This is a genomic window from Pseudoalteromonas sp. NC201 (assembly GCF_002850255.1).
Lineage (GTDB): Bacteria > Pseudomonadota > Gammaproteobacteria > Enterobacterales > Alteromonadaceae > Pseudoalteromonas.
In genome coordinates, this window is record NZ_CP022522.1 from 2,976,372 (window position 1) to 2,995,802 (window position 19,431).

General features: G+C 44.0%; 20 protein-coding genes. 8 read left to right on the top strand and 12 right to left on the bottom strand.

Going from position 1 to position 19,431, the window contains the following annotated elements:
- Positions 1–29: 29 nt before the first annotated feature.
- From PNC201_RS12880 to PNC201_RS12890, 3 genes are all read left to right on the top strand, one after another.
- Positions 30–764: a helix-turn-helix transcriptional regulator gene (locus PNC201_RS12880; RefSeq protein WP_102057290.1), complete on the top strand. Its 735-nt coding sequence runs from the start codon at positions 30–32 to the stop codon at positions 762–764.
- 117 nt (positions 765–881) lie between these two features.
- Positions 882–1,436, top strand: coding sequence for a hypothetical protein (locus PNC201_RS12885; protein ID WP_102057291.1), 555 nt, complete (start codon positions 882–884; stop codon positions 1,434–1,436).
- A gap of 312 nt (positions 1,437–1,748) precedes the next feature.
- Positions 1,749–2,036, top strand: coding sequence for a hypothetical protein (locus PNC201_RS12890; protein ID WP_010606223.1), 288 nt, complete (start codon positions 1,749–1,751; stop codon positions 2,034–2,036).
- 128 nt (positions 2,037–2,164) lie between these two features.
- Here the strand turns inward: PNC201_RS12890 and PNC201_RS12895 are convergent, their stop codons facing one another.
- Complete coding sequence (locus PNC201_RS12895; protein ID WP_010606222.1) at positions 2,165–3,121, bottom strand: GlxA family transcriptional regulator; 957 nt, start codon at positions 3,119–3,121, stop codon at positions 2,165–2,167.
- A 94-nt stretch (positions 3,122–3,215) separates the two neighbouring features.
- On the opposite strand from PNC201_RS12895, the gene PNC201_RS12900 reads away from it, so the two are divergent.
- Both PNC201_RS12900 and PNC201_RS12905 read left to right on the top strand, forming a co-directional pair.
- Positions 3,216–3,623: an MAPEG family protein gene (locus PNC201_RS12900; RefSeq protein WP_010606221.1), complete on the top strand. Its 408-nt coding sequence runs from the start codon at positions 3,216–3,218 to the stop codon at positions 3,621–3,623.
- A gap of 180 nt (positions 3,624–3,803) precedes the next feature.
- Entirely contained in the window at positions 3,804–5,285 is a 1,482-nt protein-coding gene (locus tag PNC201_RS12905; protein ID WP_233525173.1) for a sensor domain-containing diguanylate cyclase, read from the top strand.
- A 3-nt stretch (positions 5,286–5,288) separates the two neighbouring features.
- On the opposite strand, the gene PNC201_RS12910 is transcribed toward PNC201_RS12905, so the two are convergent.
- Positions 5,289–5,471, bottom strand: coding sequence for an alternative ribosome-rescue factor A (locus PNC201_RS12910; protein WP_010606219.1), 183 nt, complete (start codon positions 5,469–5,471; stop codon positions 5,289–5,291).
- Positions 5,472–5,683: 212 nt separating this feature from the next.
- Between PNC201_RS12910 and PNC201_RS12915 the strand changes: the two genes are divergently transcribed.
- Positions 5,684–6,691, top strand: a complete 1,008-nt coding sequence (locus PNC201_RS12915; RefSeq protein WP_102057293.1) for an alpha/beta fold hydrolase — start codon at positions 5,684–5,686, stop codon at positions 6,689–6,691.
- Positions 6,692–6,940: 249 nt separating this feature from the next.
- Positions 6,941–8,485, top strand: coding sequence for a basic secretory protein-like protein (locus PNC201_RS12920; RefSeq protein WP_102057294.1), 1,545 nt, complete (start codon positions 6,941–6,943; stop codon positions 8,483–8,485).
- A gap of 87 nt (positions 8,486–8,572) precedes the next feature.
- Here PNC201_RS12920 and PNC201_RS12925 read toward each other — a convergent pair whose 3' ends face one another.
- The 5 genes from PNC201_RS12925 to PNC201_RS12945 all read right to left on the bottom strand — a co-directional run bounded on the left by PNC201_RS12925 (position 8,573) and on the right by PNC201_RS12945 (position 12,926).
- Positions 8,573–8,890, bottom strand: coding sequence for a hypothetical protein (locus tag PNC201_RS12925; RefSeq protein WP_010606216.1), 318 nt, complete (start codon positions 8,888–8,890; stop codon positions 8,573–8,575).
- Positions 8,891–8,899: 9 nt separating this feature from the next.
- Positions 8,900–9,622, bottom strand: coding sequence for a subclass B1 metallo-beta-lactamase (gene bla, locus PNC201_RS12930; protein WP_102057295.1), 723 nt, complete (start codon positions 9,620–9,622; stop codon positions 8,900–8,902).
- Positions 9,623–9,742: 120 nt separating this feature from the next.
- A complete protein-coding gene (locus tag PNC201_RS12935) occupies positions 9,743–10,873 on the bottom strand; it encodes a sodium ion-translocating decarboxylase subunit beta (protein WP_102057296.1) in 1,131 nt (376 codons plus the stop codon).
- Between the two features lie 10 nt (positions 10,874–10,883).
- Entirely contained in the window at positions 10,884–12,665 is a 1,782-nt protein-coding gene (gene oadA / locus PNC201_RS12940; protein WP_102057297.1) for a sodium-extruding oxaloacetate decarboxylase subunit alpha, read from the bottom strand.
- Between the two features lie 12 nt (positions 12,666–12,677).
- Positions 12,678–12,926, bottom strand: coding sequence for an OadG family protein (locus PNC201_RS12945; protein WP_010606212.1), 249 nt, complete (start codon positions 12,924–12,926; stop codon positions 12,678–12,680).
- Between the two features lie 311 nt (positions 12,927–13,237).
- On the opposite strand from PNC201_RS12945, the gene PNC201_RS12950 reads away from it, so the two are divergent.
- Positions 13,238–13,879, top strand: a complete 642-nt coding sequence (locus PNC201_RS12950) for a YcxB family protein (protein ID WP_233525174.1) — start codon at positions 13,238–13,240, stop codon at positions 13,877–13,879.
- Between the two features lie 77 nt (positions 13,880–13,956).
- On the opposite strand, the gene csrA is transcribed toward PNC201_RS12950, so the two are convergent.
- The 5 genes from csrA to PNC201_RS12975 all read right to left on the bottom strand — a co-directional run bounded on the left by csrA (position 13,957) and on the right by PNC201_RS12975 (position 19,357).
- Positions 13,957–14,142, bottom strand: coding sequence for a carbon storage regulator CsrA (csrA, locus tag PNC201_RS12955; protein WP_010375935.1), 186 nt, complete (start codon positions 14,140–14,142; stop codon positions 13,957–13,959).
- 90 nt (positions 14,143–14,232) lie between these two features.
- Positions 14,233–15,456, bottom strand: coding sequence for an aspartate kinase (locus PNC201_RS12960; protein WP_102057298.1), 1,224 nt, complete (start codon positions 15,454–15,456; stop codon positions 14,233–14,235).
- 7 nt (positions 15,457–15,463) lie between these two features.
- Positions 15,464–18,067 carry an alanine--tRNA ligase gene (gene alaS / locus PNC201_RS12965; RefSeq protein WP_102057879.1) on the bottom strand — a complete coding sequence of 868 codons (2,604 nt, stop codon included), beginning with the start codon at positions 18,065–18,067 and terminating at the stop codon, positions 15,464–15,466.
- 4 nt (positions 18,068–18,071) lie between these two features.
- Complete coding sequence (locus PNC201_RS12970) at positions 18,072–18,560, bottom strand: regulatory protein RecX (RefSeq protein WP_010375943.1); 489 nt, start codon at positions 18,558–18,560, stop codon at positions 18,072–18,074.
- Positions 18,560–19,357, bottom strand: coding sequence for a BPSS1780 family membrane protein (locus PNC201_RS12975; protein ID WP_102057299.1), 798 nt, complete (start codon positions 19,355–19,357; stop codon positions 18,560–18,562). Before PNC201_RS12975 ends, PNC201_RS12970 begins: the two co-directional genes overlap by 1 nt.
- Between the last annotated feature and the right edge of the window lie 74 nt (positions 19,358–19,431).

The following is a 19,431-nucleotide window of genomic DNA, read 5'->3' on the forward strand; positions in this document are numbered from 1 at the left end:
ATCTGAGATTTGAATAACAAGGAAAACTCGTGCATAAATCAGAACGTCTCTTTCAGTTAGTGGATCTGCTCAAGGGTCGACGATTAGCGGTTACCGCTAAGTCATTGGCCGATCACTTTACGGTATCTGAGCGTACGATTTATCGCGATATTCAGGACTTACAAAGTTCTGGCGTGCCAATTGAGGGGGAAGCAGGTGTCGGCTATATTATTGGTGACTACCCACTGCCCCCTATGATGTTTAGCTATGATGAACTCACCGCATTATTACTTGGCAGTAAAATGGTTGGAGCATGGACGGATCCCGAACTAAGCGCACATGCAAAAGCAGCCATTGCCAAAATAGAGGCCGTGCTACCCGCTCACCTCAAACAACAGCATGACCACTCCCCTTATTTGGTTTCGAGTTTTAAACACGGACCACAACAACAATCCTTTAGCGCTACACTCAGGCTCGCCATTGCGGCTAAGCAGTGTGTACAACTTGAATATCAAGACGTTGCAAAGCAACAAACCCAGCGTATTATCGAGCCTCTCGGATTGGTTTATTGGGGTGGAAAGTGGACGCTGGTCGCATTTTGTCAGCTCCGCAGTGATTACCGTGAATTTCGCTTGGACCGTATCACCGCGATACATAAAAGTAAGCTGACCTTTACCGTAAGTCCTGATAAAAACCTCAACCATTACGTTGAACTAGTTAAGGCCAAATACGCAGAAGAAATTGCACAGCACCAATGCCAAGCGCCTGATAAAAGTAGCAACTAATTCTAAGCTCACTGCCCGATTCATATTTTGTTACTAATACTTGCGCATCTAAAATCAACCTTTTCAAACTGCACCGCGACTAATTTTGTAAATCAGACTTATTCCTTCGAGGTGCTTATGAAAACCACAAAATCAATACTCATTATTTCGGTAACACTGGCTTTGAGTGCCTGCATTGGCTACTCCAATGCAAATACAACCGAGCCGCAAACACAAGGCAGCTACCGGCTTATCGCTTACCAAGACTGTAACCCAATAATCAAACACACCATGGACGCCGAACAGGTGGCCGCATACAAAGCACTCAAAGCGGCAGAGCTTGATATCTCAGCTTCTGAGTTACCAATGAAAGATATTGAAGACAAGCTCGCACTGCTCAGCAAAGAAATGGAAGCCATTAGTAAAGAGGCGATACAAGAAGACGACGATCGACTTGTGATCAATAAAGCGCTACTGGCAAAACAAGAAGAGAAGGCCAAGCAGATTGAGGCAGTAATTGAAAGTCACGCAGCTAATTTTGATGCCATTGACGACTATGCCGAAAAAATCGAAGCCGCAGCAAATCGTTTTGATAAGGCGTTAAAACCCATAATCGGTGACTTAAAAGAGGTCAATATTAATATCATCGAACCCGGTGAAACCCCGAGTGCCCGTTGCCTCGCGTCAAGCTAAGCAAGTTGAACTGATTGAATGGAGGAAAATATTCCTCCAACTGTATTTGCTCATCACTTGCCTTACCATTTAGACAAATTGATATGGACTTTGACTGACAGGCGACTTTGAGCAAAATATGGCTACTTCATTAAATGCTTTATGCGTATTAGTTCACATATAAAGTATGTTATGTTTGTTCATGCTAGCCTCAGCTGTTTAGTTATTTAACAAATTAATTATGGCCTCGCTTTGTATTAAGCTAACCCACGAAAAAGAGAAGGCTAGCACAGTGTGGGAGTCATTATATCTATATATTTCGGAAGGTCGGCAGTGAATGATATTGAAAGGAATAAGTTAATCAAAACTAGCTGGGATTTGCATAGTTTGGTAGAAAGTAGCTACCTTGGCAATCCCGCTACCAAAGGCGATGAGGAATGGCTAGAAAAACAGCGTATTCTATTAGCTGACATGGCCATTCATTTATTACAAACGGCTATTCAGCCAGGTAACATAGAGCTTGATAAATTAAAAAATAATCTGCACTCGATTCTAACAATCACAGATCAATTTTTACCCCATTCAGGACTTAAAGAAGCAACAGAGAAACTTTACAAGTAAACATACAATACATGTCCAAGTTAGTATTTCCGTAGTTTGGTTTCCTGTAGTAGTCATGTTTTGCAGTTAACAATAGCGATAACAGCCGATGTTATTTATTGCACAAAGAGAAAGGTTAACACCCACTATTACGACCCTCTCACTCGATTAAGCGATTGGTTATAGTGCTTTTTGTATTGCTTCGCTAAAGCCTGACTGTCTTGGTAGCCAACCTGATTGGCTATCTGCTCCACACTCATATTAGTGCTATGCAATAGCTGTTTGGTGCGAACGAGTCGCGCAAGTCGCACGTACTCAAAAGGCGTCATACTCGTGTGCTGTTTAAAGCGTCGAATTAACGTACGCTCTGACATACAAGCATGTTTCGCAAGGCTCTGTAAGCTATGCGAAACATCGAGATTATCGCTGATATGATACTGTGCCTTAAGCAATTGCGCATCTCTATGTTGTAAAAAGCCACTGAGCTGCACAAACTCATTTTGACTCGCTTGCTCGTTTGGTATCGCCAGCCACGCGGCGATTGTTTTTGCCACTTCTGAACCCAGCACGTCGGTAATAAACCGCAGCATCAAGTGCAAGTAACTATGAGCTGCGCCCGCGGTATACACCATACCGCTTTGCTCTGTTACCTTTTGGCTGTTGGGCTTTAAAACGGGATAATATCGTGTAAAAAAAGGCGTAAGCCACCAGCTACACGTAAATTGTTTTTTATCCAACAATCCTGCTGTGGCTAAAAATGCGGTACCGCAACATCCGGCAAGTTGATAAGTCGCGGGATGAAATTCAATACCATGCTTGTTTAATTGTGCTTTGACTTGTTGGCATTGTTGCCACAACAAAGGCTCTGATGAAAAGTGACTGCCGAGCCAGATAACGACATCAGCATCAGCCAATGCGCTAAATTCAGCATGACAAACAAATTCTAAGCCTTGACTACTCATCACCGACTTTTGCCCTGAAAGCGCAACCGTCTGCCAGCAAAACACAGCCTTACCAGCGACTTTGTTTGCCACGTTCAATATATCAATCACGCCAGTTAATGCGCTCGCAAACACATGTTCAGGACAAAGCAAAATCACCTTCATGGCAATATCAAACCAAAATTAGTCATTATTGACACGATAAGTTAGCAATCAATCTAGTTAAAGTAAAACCTCTTTCAAATTCAGGAGCTTTACGATGTGGATCCATATTCCGGTTTTATTTTTGCTTAGCCTAACGCTGCTATTATTTCTTTTAACCGCAACGAGTAGAATTCGCGCAGTCAAAAATGGTGATATTGCACTTCAAGATATTCGCTATGTTGAAAAACACGCCTTCCCCGAGCGCATAAGATTATTAGGTAATAGCTATGACAGCCAGTTTCAACAGCCGGTGTTATTTATCGCATTACTGATACTTTTGCATATTGAGCAAATGACGGGACAATTTTGGTTTGTGCTTAGCACCGTGTTTGTCGCAGCAAGATATTGGCACAGCTACGAGCACGTGCTAGGCAGCAATTTACGGTTACGAACCCTAGCATTTGGATTAAGTAGCTTTTGCTTGTTTTTTGCCTGGTTTAGCTTCTTGTTCGATAGAATGTAAAAAGTCACTGGTTAAAGGGATTTTACACTGGCTAAGTTACGTACAAGTTTGTTACATTAACCACAACAATAACCTTAGGTTTTGGTTGTGCTGCAGTCTAGGTTGAATGGCGTCAAAATACACAGCAACTTTAGTGGGAAGCTTACGCTCCTACTCGCTGTTATTTACGGCGCCGTATTTTTGTTTAGCCCCTCAATTTTTGCGCTTGATGACAATTGCTCGCTCACGACCGCTCACGACGACTCAATTTTGCTTACTATCAATACCACGTCTTATAGCAAAATTGAACGCGGCAACAATACCGTCTCGATAGCCTGCAATTTACATGAAGACAGCGTTTTTTCATTTGTAGATGTTGGCCTTAATCACTATCAGTGGCGAGTCAACGCCCCTTTGCCCGTTAAGTTCTCACAACCCGCATTTATCATTCCAAAAGGTAAGTACACAGCAACCTTAAGCTTGGATTCTATGCAAATTCATACGCCAAGATTTGGGCTGATGAGCATGGGGAAATTTATTTGGGAAAGTCAAAAAAGCAGCCTAGTCATGGGCGCATTTTATGGCCTTTGTTTTACCTTAATTTGCTATGTATTGATCATGGGTAGTCGCCTCAATGATCCTATATTTAGGCTTTACGGCGCTTATATCTTCTGCCTTTGTGGATTTGTATTATTCCAAGAAGGGCAATTAAATCTTTTTGTTTCATCTCAGTATAAGCCATTACTCAAACACGCATATTTACTTAGTATTGGTCTCACTGTGGTTTCGGCAACCTGGTTTATGTTGAGTATCCTACTTGTTGACAAACAGTGGCCAAAACTCGTGTTGTTACTTAAAAGTGCCGCGGGTATCGTGATGATCCTGAGCATACTTAAAATTCCCACTCAACAAGCACAAGTGTCTTACTTATTAAGCCAAATAATGGCCTATATCACCCTCGTTATTGTCGCCACTATCTTTGTGCTATCTGCTCTTCAAACCAAGCGTAAAATTGGCGAAGCAAGTTTGGTTTTTACGGCACTGAGCCTAGTATTAGTCGGTATGGTATTTCGCGTGCTGTTAGTGGGATATAGCCCATTTATGCAGCGGTATGCACTTATTTTTGCGTTTGCCATTGAGTCTTTACTGCTTGCCGTTGCGGTATCTAAACGCATTGGACGGCTCAGACAGCAAAAGCAACAAGCTGAAAATGAAGCAAATTATGATCAATTGTGCGCCATTTTTAACCGTCGAGGCTGGTACAAACAAGCCAACGTACTAGTCGAGCAATTTAATAAGCGTGGTGGTGTTTTGGCATTATTTTACATTGACTTAGATAAGTTTAAGTTGATTAATGACCAATTTGGTCACGATGCTGGAGATAAGGCGCTTGCCCATGTTGCGACGTTTTTGTCATCAAGTATCAGAAAACAAGATATTGTAGGACGCCTAGGTGGCGATGAGTTTGCAGCCCTGTGCTTATTTGACGACACACAGTCTGCAGAAGAAAAAGCACAACAGCTGCAACAACAACTCAATACCTTGCAATTTAGTCATGGGAAACAAAAAGTAGCAATTCAAGGTAGTGTCGGGCGAGCATTTTCCCAACACCCGATAACAGATATCAGCGATTTAATCGCACAAGCTGACAAGCAAATGTATCAGCAAAAAACCTTATCTTAAAGCTTAGGCTGCCTTAAGGTAAGGCTCTTGGCCTTTGTGCTTTACGCTACGTTGATAACTACCTTTGCCTTTTTTGCTTTTTTCAACTTTCGCCTTAAACAACGGGCTGGTTACCAACGCTTTTAATGCGTTGTCTTTAATTTCACCACGCTGATGAGCATGCTGAAGTTTGCTTTTTTTAGTCATGACTTACTCCAAATAAGAATCATATAAATTGATAGTGTTGATGCATAATTTCAGACCATCAACAAGCGCGAATATTAACCTAAATGTTTTAAAGCGCAATGGCTTTTAGCAATAAATTTTCGTCTTTTTTGACTGCTATTTTAAAGTTAAGTTCATACCTACGCTCTATACTTAAATGCAGCCCTTTCAAGTCAAGCTAAACATTCGCGACAATGACCGATATCGAGATTGCAACCGGGATCAGCATACATTATCAGGATGAGGGGGTGCCTCACGCCCCCGTTATTATTTTGATAATGGGTCTTGGGGCACAAATGACGATTTGGCCCGATGAATTGTACTTTGGGCTAGTCAATAAAGGTTTTCGGGTGATCCGTTTTGATAATCGCGACACGGGATTGTCGAGCCACTTGGACCATTTAGGTTCACCGAGTGTGATAAAAACCATGCTGAGCAAAAAACTTCCTATTCGCGCTTCTGTTCCCTATACCCTAGAAGATATGGCCGAAGATGTTGTCGCTTTGATGGCAGGACTTAAGATTAAACGCGCCCACCTTGTTGGTGCTTCTATGGGCGGGATGATTGCACAAATCGTTGCTGCTAAGCATAAAAAGAAAGTGGCAAGTTTGACCTCAATTATGTCAACCTCAGCGTATCCCAAGTTTACCGCAGCAAATGTAAAAGTCATGCTGCAACTAGCAAAAGCACGGCCAAAGTCAGACTGCCACCAATCTGCTATTCAATACAATATAAAACTCAACCAGCTGATCGGCAGTCCTGCTTACCCTCAAGACGAAGGGACGCTACATCAACAAGCCAAACACAGTATTGAACGCGCGCATAACCCGCAAGGATTTAAGCGTCAGCTTGCAGCGATTGTCGCAAGCCAATGTCGCAAGCACACGCTGGCAAAGATAAAAACGCCTACACTTGTTATCCATGGTACCGACGACCCTATTTTCCCCGCGGCCGCTGGCCAGCAAACCGCCGCGACTATTCGCAAATCCAAACTAAAACTGGTCAATGGGATGGGTCATGACTTCCCTCCAATGCTCATGCAGAAGATTGCCAAATGGGTGGCAAAACACGTAACTAAAGCAGAGCGAAAGCGATTAAAAAAGAAACAGCGCAAACAAAATGCTGTCCAGGAGACTACAGATAAAAAAGTCCCGAAAAATCAATCAAACACGCCCCAACAAAACACAGTTCAAAATAAATAACATTCCCTAACATCACGCCCTGTAAAGCCTGAAAGTGCTAGCCTTCGCATCGTAATTCAACCTAAATCAGGAACACCAATTCTATCCTTATCGTTAAATTAAAGTAAATTTCCATTTGACAAACGCACATAAAAGCAACAACAATTAAACCGTTCCAAACTTATTTGGACGCCAAAATAAAAATAGCCATGGATACAACATCAACAGATATCTACCCACAAAAAGTGGAACGATACAAAAGAGGTCAACATGAACATCATTATAGCTAAAACGCGATTCCAACGTTCTTTTATAGCAGCCGCTTTAGTGAGCCTGGGCTTAAGCTCGGCGCACGCAAACAGCGATCTGACAACTGCCAATGCCGCTGCTATCAGCGTTTCAGGAGAAAACCAACCCTATGAGGGCAAAGTCAACGCATTTGATAATAACCACTACAGCAAATGGCTTACTTTTTCAGCTTCCGGTTGGATAAGTTATGCGTTTAGCGAAGCGGTGAATTTAACAGCTTACACCCTCACTTCTGCGAACGATGCGCCACAAAGAGATCCCAAAAATTGGACGCTTCAAGGCTCTCAAGACGGTCAAGTGTGGTTTACTATAGATTCGCAAAACAATCAAAGTTTTGCTTCGAGACATCAAACTAAGCAGTTCAATGTCAGTACCAATCAAGCGTACCGCTTTGTGCGCTTAAATGTCACCGCAACGCAAGGTGCCAATTTATTACAGCTTGCAGAAATCGAATTTATCGGTGCTCCGGCAAACGGTGGTACAACCTTGCCATTTAACCAAAATGGCAGCGTTACCCCTGGCCAATGGGCACATTTTGGGCCATTTACAAGCTCAGCTCCTATCACAGCAACCTTGACTGGCAGCGGTGATGCAGATCTATACCTAAAAGCAAATAGCCAACCGACCACCACAAGTTATGACTGCCAAAGTATCAATGATGCCAGCTCCAACGAGCGCTGCGATATAAGCTCAAATGCGCCGGTTTATGTTTCTGTATACGGTTTCCAAAGCGCCAATTATGAATTAGCCGTCAGTAGCGATAGCACACCACCAAACGACACGTGGCAACGTCCGGAAGTAAACTTTGTTGATGTAAATCCTGAAACACGAGGCTCAGCATTATTTAAACGGATCATACCAAACCCAGCTGCACACATGGCCGAACGCTGTGTGGATGTAGCAAAAGTGCTATACCGCGACGCCAGTGAATCCCAGCGTTTTAGAAAATTGCAGTTTGAGTTGAGAGCCAAAGATCATTGGGGTAAGGATTTCGTTGCCTATAAGATGGGGCAAGACGGTTCGGGTGAGATGACTATCGTCGTTAGCACCGCGCACTTAGAACGTATTTATCGCGATAATAATAACAACGATGCCGTGATCCGTGATGAAATCGACGGCATTTTATTCCACGAAGTCACCCATGGTTACAATAACTCGCCGCTGACTCATGACAGCTATGGTGATGGCAAGGCAAACTGGGCATACACCGAAGGTCTAGCTGATGCCGTGCGGATCGGTGCTGGTTTTCATAAGTCACGCTCACCAGATATCATCAACGCTAAACGCTGGCTTAGTGGCTACACCACAACTGGGTTTTTCTTGCATTACGTCAAACAACAGCACGACTCTGAGTTTATCTACAAGTTTAATAAAGCGGCGAAAGATATGGGTAATTATACCTGGTCATTTGATGCTGCATTTCAACATATCTTGGGCCGAAGTGTTGAAGATGTTTGGAACGAATATGTCGCCTTTATCCAAAATGGCGGACAGCTGGAGTATTAATTTTTAAAATAGTAACTCTGCCACGTAAAAGGGTCTAAGAAATTTCTCTGAGAAACTCCTCTATGAAACTCCTTTACGTGGTATTCGTTATTTTTGTAACGCCTGCTCGTGGGACATTGTTTTTAGTTTAATCGCGAGGCCACAGGAGAAGTAGATCTTCACCACTCCAACAATGATCAAATGAAAGTTTGGGTGGGAAAGCAAATCTAAGTCATAGATATAGGCTGCTTTTATTGGCGCGTCGCCATTTTCTATCATGGCGATTAGCCAATGATAGATTGCAATCCCCTCTTTGATAACCCCAAGCACTATCAAGGCTACGCCCGTTAAAAACAACAAGCGACAATACCACAGCGCAGTTTCTAAACCCGGACAGCGTAAATTACGAAATGGAATAAATTTCATGTCAGTCCTTTATTTACCTTTTGATTGCTCGATTTTGATTAGCTTAACGGTATGGTGCAACAAAGATAAATCCCCTTCTTTACCATGCCCTGGAATAACCATGTTTGCTTCCGGATATCGGCTCAATACCTTGTGTATAGACGCTTGCCACTCATCAACCGAAGCATCCTCCAAGTTACCTAAATTTTTACTCACCACACTTTTCACAAAGCATCCTGCGAATAAAATCTTAGATTGTGGCAGCCACACGACAATATTATCTTTCGAGTGTCCTGCACCTGGGTAATAGGTTTCAACGACACCTGACTTTATTGCTGCTGAGGCTTGCGGCAAATTATGTGACGCGATAGCGCTGTGTTTTTGGGCTAATAGATGGTTAGTTTGGGCTGATGCATAGGTTGGGATCTGATGTTTATTTAATACCGCTAGGCCACCGCTTGCATCTTGATGATAATGCGTGACCACCGCCCCTTTAATATTGAGCTTGCGGTCCTCGGCCCACAATAGCAGTGCTTCTGTGTCTTGCTCGGTCCAAGGTGTATCAACAATGTAAGCATCTTGACCGTCGACCACAATCAGCCCAGAGCCTGCCACTAACCCCCAAGGTTCAACGTGTAGCGAAGATTCATGTTTATAAACATGCTCTGCTATCGGTGTTACCACTAAAGTCGATGTTTCCGTTGCAACTGTCACACAGGGTAACAAAAATAAGAAAGGAGCTAAAAACTTCATCTGAAGTTGTTCGTGTTAATTAAAAGTGACGAAAGACTATCAAGTTCAAGAATATAAAGTCCAGAAATAAAAATGCGCGGCAACCTAAAATCGCCACGCAAATGGTTGGAGAAGTGTAAATTAGCCTACCAGTGCAAGCAAAATACCAGCAGCAACCGCACTGCCTAATACACCCGCGACATTGGGGCCCATCGCATGCATTAGCAAGAAATTATGCGGATTGCTTTCAAGGCCAACCTTATTGACCACACGCGCCGCCATCGGGACTGCGGATACCCCAGCAGCGCCAACTAACGGATTAATGGGGGTATCACTAAATCTATTCATGGTTTTAGCCATTAATACACCTGCTGCGGTACCAATCCCAAAAGCCACGGCACCTAGCGCTAAAATCCCCAACGTCTCAACCGTTAAGAATTGCTCAGCTGCCAACTTTGAGCCCACCGCCAACCCGAGGAAAATAGTAGTGATATTAATCAACTCGTTTTGCGCCGTTTTACTCAAACGGTCTACTACACCGCACTCTTTCATCAAGTTACCCAAACAGAACATACCAACCAAAGGTGTTGCAGCAGGTAAAAACAGTATCGTTAGGCCCAGTACCGCCAGAGGAAATAGGATTTTTTCGGTTTTTGATACATGGCGCAGCTGTGGCATCGCAATCTGGCGCTCTTCTTGCGTCGTGAGTGCTTTCATGATTGGTGGTTGAATAATTGGCACCAACGCCATATACGAATAGGCTGCCACCGCAATTGCCCCTAGTAACTCTGGTGCAAGCTTAGACGCGAGGAATATCGCAGTTGGACCATCTGCACCGCCAATAATGGCGATTGCAGAGGCGTCTTGTAGGGTAAATTCAAAGCCCGGAATATAGTTCAGCAATATGGCCCCAAACAAGGTGGCAAAGATCCCAAATTGAGCTGCGGCACCAAGCAACAGCATCTTGGGGTTGGCTATCAAAGCACTAAAGTCTGTCATCGCACCCACCCCCATAAAGATCAGTAAGGGGAATACTCCGCTGTCTATGCCAATGTAATACACGTAATATAAAAGCCCACCAGGATCGGCAAGCCCAGCAACAGGAATATTCGTGAGTATGGCACCAAAGCCAATAGGCACCAATAGCAACGGCTCAAAGCCTTTGGCGATCGCAAGATACAAAAGTCCGCAGCCCACAGCCATCATGCAAAGTGCAGGCACGGTGAAGTTGGCAAGCCCTGTTGCTTGCCATAAATTAAGTAACCCTTCCATCACGACATCCTTATGCTAAAGACATGATGGCATCGCCAGCACTGACGGAGTCGCCTTCAGAGACGAGTAGCTCCGCGACTTGCCCACTGTGTGTTGCACGCACCTCGGTTTCCATTTTCATGGCTTCCATGATGAGTACCACATCGCCTTCTTGCACCTCATCTCCTGCGCGCACCATAAGCTTAAATATGTTGCCAGCAAGTGGCGCATTCAAAGTTTCACTGGAGCTTACCGAGGTTGACTGAGGAATAAGCTCACTGTCTTTGACTTGTACTTCTTGTAACTCTCCACCCGGCGCAACCACCACATCGTATACTTTGCCATCCACTTTTACGCTGTAACGCTCACTAGTTGATGACTTGGCTTTAGCAGGCGTCGCTGCAGCTTTTTGCTCTTTGCTTTCAACAAGCGTCGGTTTTGGCTCAAACGCATCTGGATTATTGCGATTTTTCAGGAATTTAAGGCCAATCTGCGGGAATAATGCATAGGTAAGCACATCATCAATAATCTCGTCGGCTAAGGTAATTTGCTCCTCTTTTGCCGTCGCGACTAACTCGCTTTGTAAACTATCCAGCTCAGGTTCAATTAAGTCTGCAGGACGGCAGGTAATAGGCTCTGCGCCTTCAAGCACGCGTTGTTGCAAAGCTTGGTCGACTTGCGCTGGTGTCGCTCCATATTCGCCTTTCAGCACGCCAGCAGTTTCTTTGGTTATAGACTTGTAACGCTCACCAGTAAGTACGTTTAATACCGCTTGCGTCCCGACAATCTGTGAGGTTGGTGTTACCAGCGGTAAGTAGCCAAGTTCTTTACGCACACTTGGAATTTCTTTTAGTACTGCGTCAAGCTTGTCACCTGCACCTTGCTCTCGCAGTTGATTTTCCATATTTGTTAACATGCCACCAGGCACTTGTGCAGATAGAATACGACCATCGACCCCTTTCAAGCTGCCCTCAAAAGCTGTATATTTCTTTCTCACTTCACGGAAATAGGCTGCGATCTCTTCAAGCTCAAGTAAGTCCAGCCCGGTATCACGTTCTGTGCCTTCCACAATCGCCGCGATAGTTTCTGTTGCGCTATGACCATAGGTCATACTCATCGAAGAAATCGCCGTATCGAGCATATCGATACCCGCATCTATGGCTTTTTGATAAGTTGCAGTACTGAGCCCTGTGGTTGCATGGCACTGCATTGCGATAGGAATAGAGACGGACGCTTTAAGCCCAGAGATTAACTTTTCGGCATCATAGGGTTTCAGTAATCCAGCCATGTCCTTGATACAAATGGAATGACAGCCTAAGTCTTCGAGCTGCTTGGCCTGCGTGAGCCACATTTCCAGCGTATGAACAGGGCTTACGGTGTACGAAATCGTGCCCTGCGCATGCGCGCCCACTTTGATGGCCGCTTTAATAGCCGTTTCTAAGTTGCGCACGTCGTTCATTGCATCGAATATTCTAAATACATCTACCCCGTTATGGTGGGCACGTTCAACAAACTTTTCGACAACATCATCAGCATAATGACGATAGCCCAATAGATTCTGACCACGCAGTAGCATTTGCTGTTTGGTTTTTGGCATTGCAGCTTTCAGTGCACGGATCCGCTCCCATGGATCTTCGCCTAAATAGCGAATACACGAGTCGAAGGTTGCTCCCCCCCATGATTCAACAGACCAGTAGCCCATATTGTCGAGCTTCTCAGCGATAGGAAGCATATCTTCCAAGCGCATTCTGGTGGCGAGTAATGACTGATGCGCATCGCGCAGCACTAATTCGGTTAGCTTTAACTGTGACATGCAAAACCCCTATTAATTGTTTTTTCTGTAGGCTGCAACGGCAGCGCTAATGGCTGCAATATGTGCCTGTGGCACACCCTGTGACGATGTTGCTCTGGTTGTTTTTGATCTTGTGGTACTTGGCTCTACTTCTTTAAATTGAGCAGCAAAGTTGGCCAACAGTCGCATCGCAAAAATCAAAATGGACAGAAAAACAAAAACACCAACCATACCGGTCAGCATAAGATTTCCTGCTTGCAGTAGCTGCGCTCCAATATCCATTTTTACCCCTTACTTGCTGTTTGGTTTTCCTATTCGATGTTAACGAACTGGTATAAACCTTCACTTTTTATAGATATTTATTCACCTTATAACAAAAAATGTTCCACTGTAAAGCCTGCTGTAAATTGGTATTACCAAAACACTTAACTTACAAATAATCAGTTAGTTAGCTAGGAAAGCACTAATAAATATGGAAAACCAACGTAATAAATATGAAAAATATTCAAAATAGCGCCAACTAATACTGAGATCCTAATGAATATAGAAAGGATTTTTGATTACGCAAGATAAATTGTAAATTGGACTGACCAATGGCTAACGTTTACGTAAACGTCATACTGTATAGCGCGTATTTCGCTGGATATAGCAAAAGGGAACTGCAAACAATTTATTCGCGTTACAGCTTTTTCAATATAGATGGGTATAATAATGGGAAATTTTTACCACAACGAACGTCTATGCCCTCCCTTGAACAAAATGAAAATTTATCTTTTCAAAGCCAATTTAAGTTAGATAAAGCCTATTATCGAGAGTGTTTTGAAGAATCTGAAGCCAATGGACTTGCTGTTAAGCCGAAATATGGCTTGCTTGTACTGCTAATTGCATTGGGGCTGTTTGCTATTTACGGGTTGCAGGAGCACTACGTCGGGAACTTTCTTATTCTATTGGCTGTGGTTGAATGCGTCGCTTTCTATTATCGTAAAGCTTGGTGGGTGATAAGACAGTCGTATTCTCGCGCTGCTGGCAATGTCGTCAAAGTTTCAATCACTAAAACTGGTATTAGCACCAAAGCGACACATGCCGAATTTTCTTACCCATTTGACGACTTAGATAAACTCGTTGAAACGAGTAGAGGTTTTTTGGTATTTCACCAAAACAAACCGAGCTATATCAGTAAATCTGGACTTAACGAAGAAGCGATTGCTTTTTTGTCTGGGCAAAGCCAGAAATAAGAAACCCCGCAGTGGCGGGTTTTTTTTTATGCCAGTCAAACTATGTTAACTAACATCGTAATTCAATATTTGGTCAATTACATATTGCCCGGGCTAGATTTCTCAGCCTGAATTCGCATGTAAATTTCTTCACGGTGAACTGAAACATCTTTAGGCGCATTTACACCAATACGTACTTGGTTACCTTTAACACCTAGTACTGTTACAGTCACTTCATCACCAATCATCAGGGTTTCACCTACTCGACGAGTTAGTATTAGCATTCTCTTGCTCCTGTTATTCCAAAATTTAAAAGATTCCGCGTCAAATCCATTTTAAATAAAAGTTCCTAGAAAAGTAAGCAAAAACTTCTTTTACTCAGTACTTTCCAATTCGAATTTGGCATGTAAAGCCCGTACAGCTAGCTCTAAATATTTTTCTTCTACCAGTGCCGAGATTTTTATCTCTGATGTAGATACTAATAGAGTGTGAATATTTTCTTCGGCCAATGCCATAAAAAAGAGACCAGCAACACCTGAATGAGATTTCATCCCGATGCCAACCGCTGAGATTTTTGCCACGTTAGCATTAACCTCTACGATTGCGCCACCTAAATTTTGTGCATGTTGCGCTAAAACTTCTTCCGCCAGAATACAATCATTTGTGTGCACAGTAAAAGCATAGTCTATTTTTTTCTCACTGTGGTTCAAATGGTTAATCATATCGACTTCGATATTATGCTCACCAAGAAGAGAAAGTATATTGGCAAGATTACTAGGTTTTGCATCTACATTGTTAACTAAGATAAGCGCTTCGTCTTTGACACTCGCTACCCCAGAGACCACTTTAGTATTTTTCATCTTACCTTCCTCATAGCTAATTAAGGTGCCGTTGTCAGGAGAAAACGAAGAAAGTACACGCAGTGGTACATTATATCGACCAGCCGCTTCAACCGAACGGATCTGCAAAACTTTAGCGCCCACACTGGCCAGCTCCAACATCTCAGGAAAAGTAATATGTGATAAACGCCTTGCATTTGGCTCTATGCGCGGATCGGTAGTATAAACGCCATCGACATCAGTATATATCTGACATTCGTCTGCTTGCAAAGCCCCTGCGATTTCAACTGCTGAGGTATCTGTACCACCACGCCCCAACGTGGTGATATTGCCTTCTTCATCGCGCCCTTGAAATCCGGCAATAATGGTTATTCGGTTATGCTCAAGCTCTTGCTTTAAGCGGGTCGTGTCTATTTCTGTGATCCGCGCTTTAGAGAACATGTTATCGGTTTTAATACCAACCTGATCGGCAAGTAAGCTCACGGCAGAATGCCCACGCTTAATGATGGCCATCGCCAATAACGCAATAGAAACTTGTTCGCCGGTGGTGATCAATACATCTAGCTCACGAGAACTCGGACGTGCATCGATTTGTTGGGCAAGGGAAATGAGACGATTTGTCTCGCCTGACATTGCAGACAACACGACCACCACTTGGTGGCCTTGTTGTTGTGTTTTGATAACGTGTTCGGCAACCGCCTCAATACGCTCTACCGAACCTACCGAGGTGCCGCCAAACTTTTGTACAATCAGCGCCACTTGCTGATTACTGCGTTACTTCATTTAACCAAGTTGGAACACTGTTTAGTGCTGCGTCTAGGTTTTCTGGTTGTGAACCACCAGCTTGCGCCATATCAGGACGACCGCCACCTTTACCACCGACTTGAGAAGCCATGTGATTAACTAGCTCACCTGCTTTTACCTGACCAACTAAGTCTTTCGTTACGCCAGCGATTAGGCTTACTTTATCGCCATTTGCTACACCTAGCGCGATGACACCTGAGCCAATCTTGTTCTTCAGGTCATCGACCATGCCTCGCAGTGCTTTAGACTCAGTTCCTGCAACGTTCGCTACGAGTAATTTAATCCCATTCACTTCGGTTACAGAGTCAAGTAGCGTTGCACCCGCGGCACTTGCTAGTTTGTCATTTAGTTGAGCAACTTGCTTTTCAAGGCCTTTTGACTTTTCAAGTAGCGCAGATACTTTTTCTAGCACTGATGAGGTATCACCCTTAACCAAAGCCGCAATTTCAGAAAGCACTTGCTCTTGCTCATTAACATAAGCGATAGCATCAGCACCTGTTACCGCTTCGATACGACGAACACCCGCTGCGATACCGCCTTCTGATACAATCTTGAAGAGACCAATATCACCAGCGCGCTTCACGTGTGTACCACCACAAAGCTCGATTGAGTATCCACCAATTGAAACGACTCGAACTTCATCATCGTATTTTTCACCAAAGAGCGCCATCGCTCCTTTGTCTTTGGCAGCATCGATATCCATCAACTCAGTTTGCAGAGCAAAATTGCGGCGGATCTCTGCGTTCACTGCATCTTCTACTTGCTGCAACTGCGCTTTAGTGACGCCTTCAAAATGTGAAAAGTCGAAACGAAGACGATCCGGCAGTACCAATGAACCTTTTTGAGTAACATGGTCACCCAACAAATCGCGCAGTGCTTTGTGCACCAAGTGCGTTGCAGTATGGTTTTTCTTCACTCGCTCGCGACGCTCAGCGTCAATACGCGCATCGGCTTTATCGTTAACACCAATGCGGCCAACCACATGACCATGGTGTGCAAATGCATTACCTAGCTTTTGCGTGTCAGTAACCACAAACTCGCCGTTAGCCACTTTTAGTACACCCGTATCACCAACTTGGCCGCCTGACTCAGCATAGAAAGGCGTGCGGTCAAGGATAACCACGCCTTGCTCACCATCTTCTAAAGTATTGGTATGTTGACCTTCTTTAAAGATTTCAACCACAGTGCCGGTATAGTGCTCAGCATCATAGCCTTTGAAGTCAGTATTTTTATCAGACTTCAAGCGCTCGTTGTAATCTGCACCGAACTTGCCAGCCGCTTGTGCTTTTTTACGCTGCTCTTCCATGCATGCTTGGAAGCCACGCTCGTCAATCGTCATAAAACGCTCACGCGCCACATCTGCCGTTAAGTCTGCAGGGAAGCCGTAAGTGTCATACAGTTTGAACACTAAATCGCCTGGAATAACGTCGCCTTCAATACCTGCAAGGCTGTCTTCTAGGATAGTCAAACCACGGTCTAGTGTTTTACCAAACTGATCTTCTTCAATACGTAGTACTTTTTCGATAATCGCTCGTTGCTTCACTAATTCTGGGTAAGCTTCACCCATTTGCTCAGCAAGTGCGGCAACTAACTTATAGAAGAATGCCCCTTTTGCACCGAGTTTATTGCCGTGACGAACTGCACGACGAATGATACGACGTAGCACGTAACCACGACCTTCATTCGATGGCATGACGCCATCAGCAATAAGGAACGCACACGAACGAATGTGGTCAGCAACCACACGTAGTGATTTATCTTCTAAATCTTGTGCATCTGTTACTTTTGCAGCTGCTTTAATCAGCGCTTGGAACAGGTCAATCTCATAGTTTGAGTGCACACCTTGCATAATAGCCGAGATACGTTCAAGACCCATGCCGGTATCAACCGACTGCATTGGCAGCGGCTCCATTGTGCCGTCTGCATGACGGTTGTACTGCATGAATACTAAGTTCCAGATCTCAATGAAGCGATCGCCGTCTTCTTCTGGTGAGCCCGGAGGTCCCCCCCAAATGTGCTCGCCGTGGTCATAAAAGATTTCAGAGCAAGGACCGCAAGGACCCGTGTCGCCCATTGACCAAAAGTTATCCGCCGTCGCAATACGGATGATCCTGTCTTCTGGAACACCAACTTGTTTTGACCAGATATCAAATGCTTCGTCGTCTTCATGATAAATAGTAACTAGTAGCTTTTCTTTTGGCAGCTTGATCACATCCGTAAGGAAACCCCAAGCAAATTTTATTGCGTCGGTTTTAAAATAGTCACCAAAGCTAAAGTTACCTAGCATTTCGAAGAAAGTGTGGTGCCTTGCGGTATAACCTACGTTTTCAAGGTCATTATGTTTACCACCAGCACGAACACAGCGCTGTGAACTGGTTGCTCGCGTATAAGGGCGTTTTTCCGCACCCAAGAAGGCATCTTTAAACTGCACCATACCAGCGTTGGTGAACAGTAAGGTGGCATCATTACCCGGAATTAACGAGCTTGAAGGCACCACTTGGTGCTGTTGTTTAGCAAAGAAATCTAAGAAGCTTTGCCTGATTTGTGCGGTAGTCATATGCTGCATGTGATCATTCACCCTTTATTTCTTCTTGCTCTGCTGCAGTCATTGCAGCTTCAATTGCAAAATCTATTTCATCAAAACTAAAGCCACGATAACTCATGTAACGTACGCGCTTAGTTTTTTCTTTATATTCTATCGGTTGTGCGCAAAGACCGTACTTTTTTTCATAGGTTTTTGCGGCTTGCATGTACCAATCAATTTCGCGCTCAGCGATTAGCGTATGCAAAGTCTCTCGGCTCACACCCTTTTGCCCTGCATCCATTAATACACGCTTTTCTCCAAGTCCTTTTGCAATCTGACGGTTTAAAAAGCTCTCTGCATAGCGGTCGTCATTAACGTAATCGAGCGACTTTAGCCAAGATACCAATTGCTCTGCGACTGCCGCTGTAGCCCCTTTTTGCAGTAGCTTTTGCGTCAATCCTGACTCAGAGTACTCTTGTCTCGACAATAACCAAACCGCATAGTTTTTTAGCTTTTTAACTTCTTGTTCATCCATCAGGCGTCAAAGCGTCCTGAGTCAGACTGAGAGATGTTAGCATTTTCATCATTTTCCTTCTTTTCAACGATAATTGGCATAAACATCGCCTGAAAAGAAACAAAAAAACCTATCATGGCGACCGGCATGATAATAATCGCCGGGATCATCGACAGCGGTATAGACGCAACGATAAACGCTGCGACGACCAGGCCGTAAAGACTCAGCGCGGCCATATTATGATAAAAAGCGGCAAGCGAGCACTTCATCGCATGAAAAATACGTTTTTCACCTTGGAAAAACACCTGTGGCACGACAAAAGCGAAGGCCATCATAATGACCGATTGTGCAATCACAAATACGGCAACTTCGGCAAAACTAATATTGCTCGCGATAAGTCCGATAAGTTCATTCGGATCGGTATTTGGGCCAACACTCTCCAGCGCAGTCGCCACATCACTGAATAGCACACCGGCAACCATAGTCAGCAACAGCGCACCTGCCATTTGATAAATACCAACTCGGAACAAGTGTAATCGGCGGCCTTTTGCTGCAAAAGGCTCAAAAATATCAGCTAACTTTATTGGTTTATTGATCTGTTTATTGATAACTGCAAGGTAGAAGCCAGCGCTTAAGAAAGGACCAGACAAGGCAGCGATGATATGAAAAATAGGTGCGAACAGGGGCAATAGACTTACTACCGCCATGAAAATATACATCAACATGAAAGTCATAGGCTGGGTTTTGAAAATTGCCCACCCGGCTTTTAGCCACTGCACGCCCATGCTTGCTTTGAATGTTCTAATTGGTGTCGACATAGTCCACTTAATTTAAGCTATAACGTCTTTGATTATACTGATTACCGCGTCGAGTGAAAAGGCATGAAAAGCGG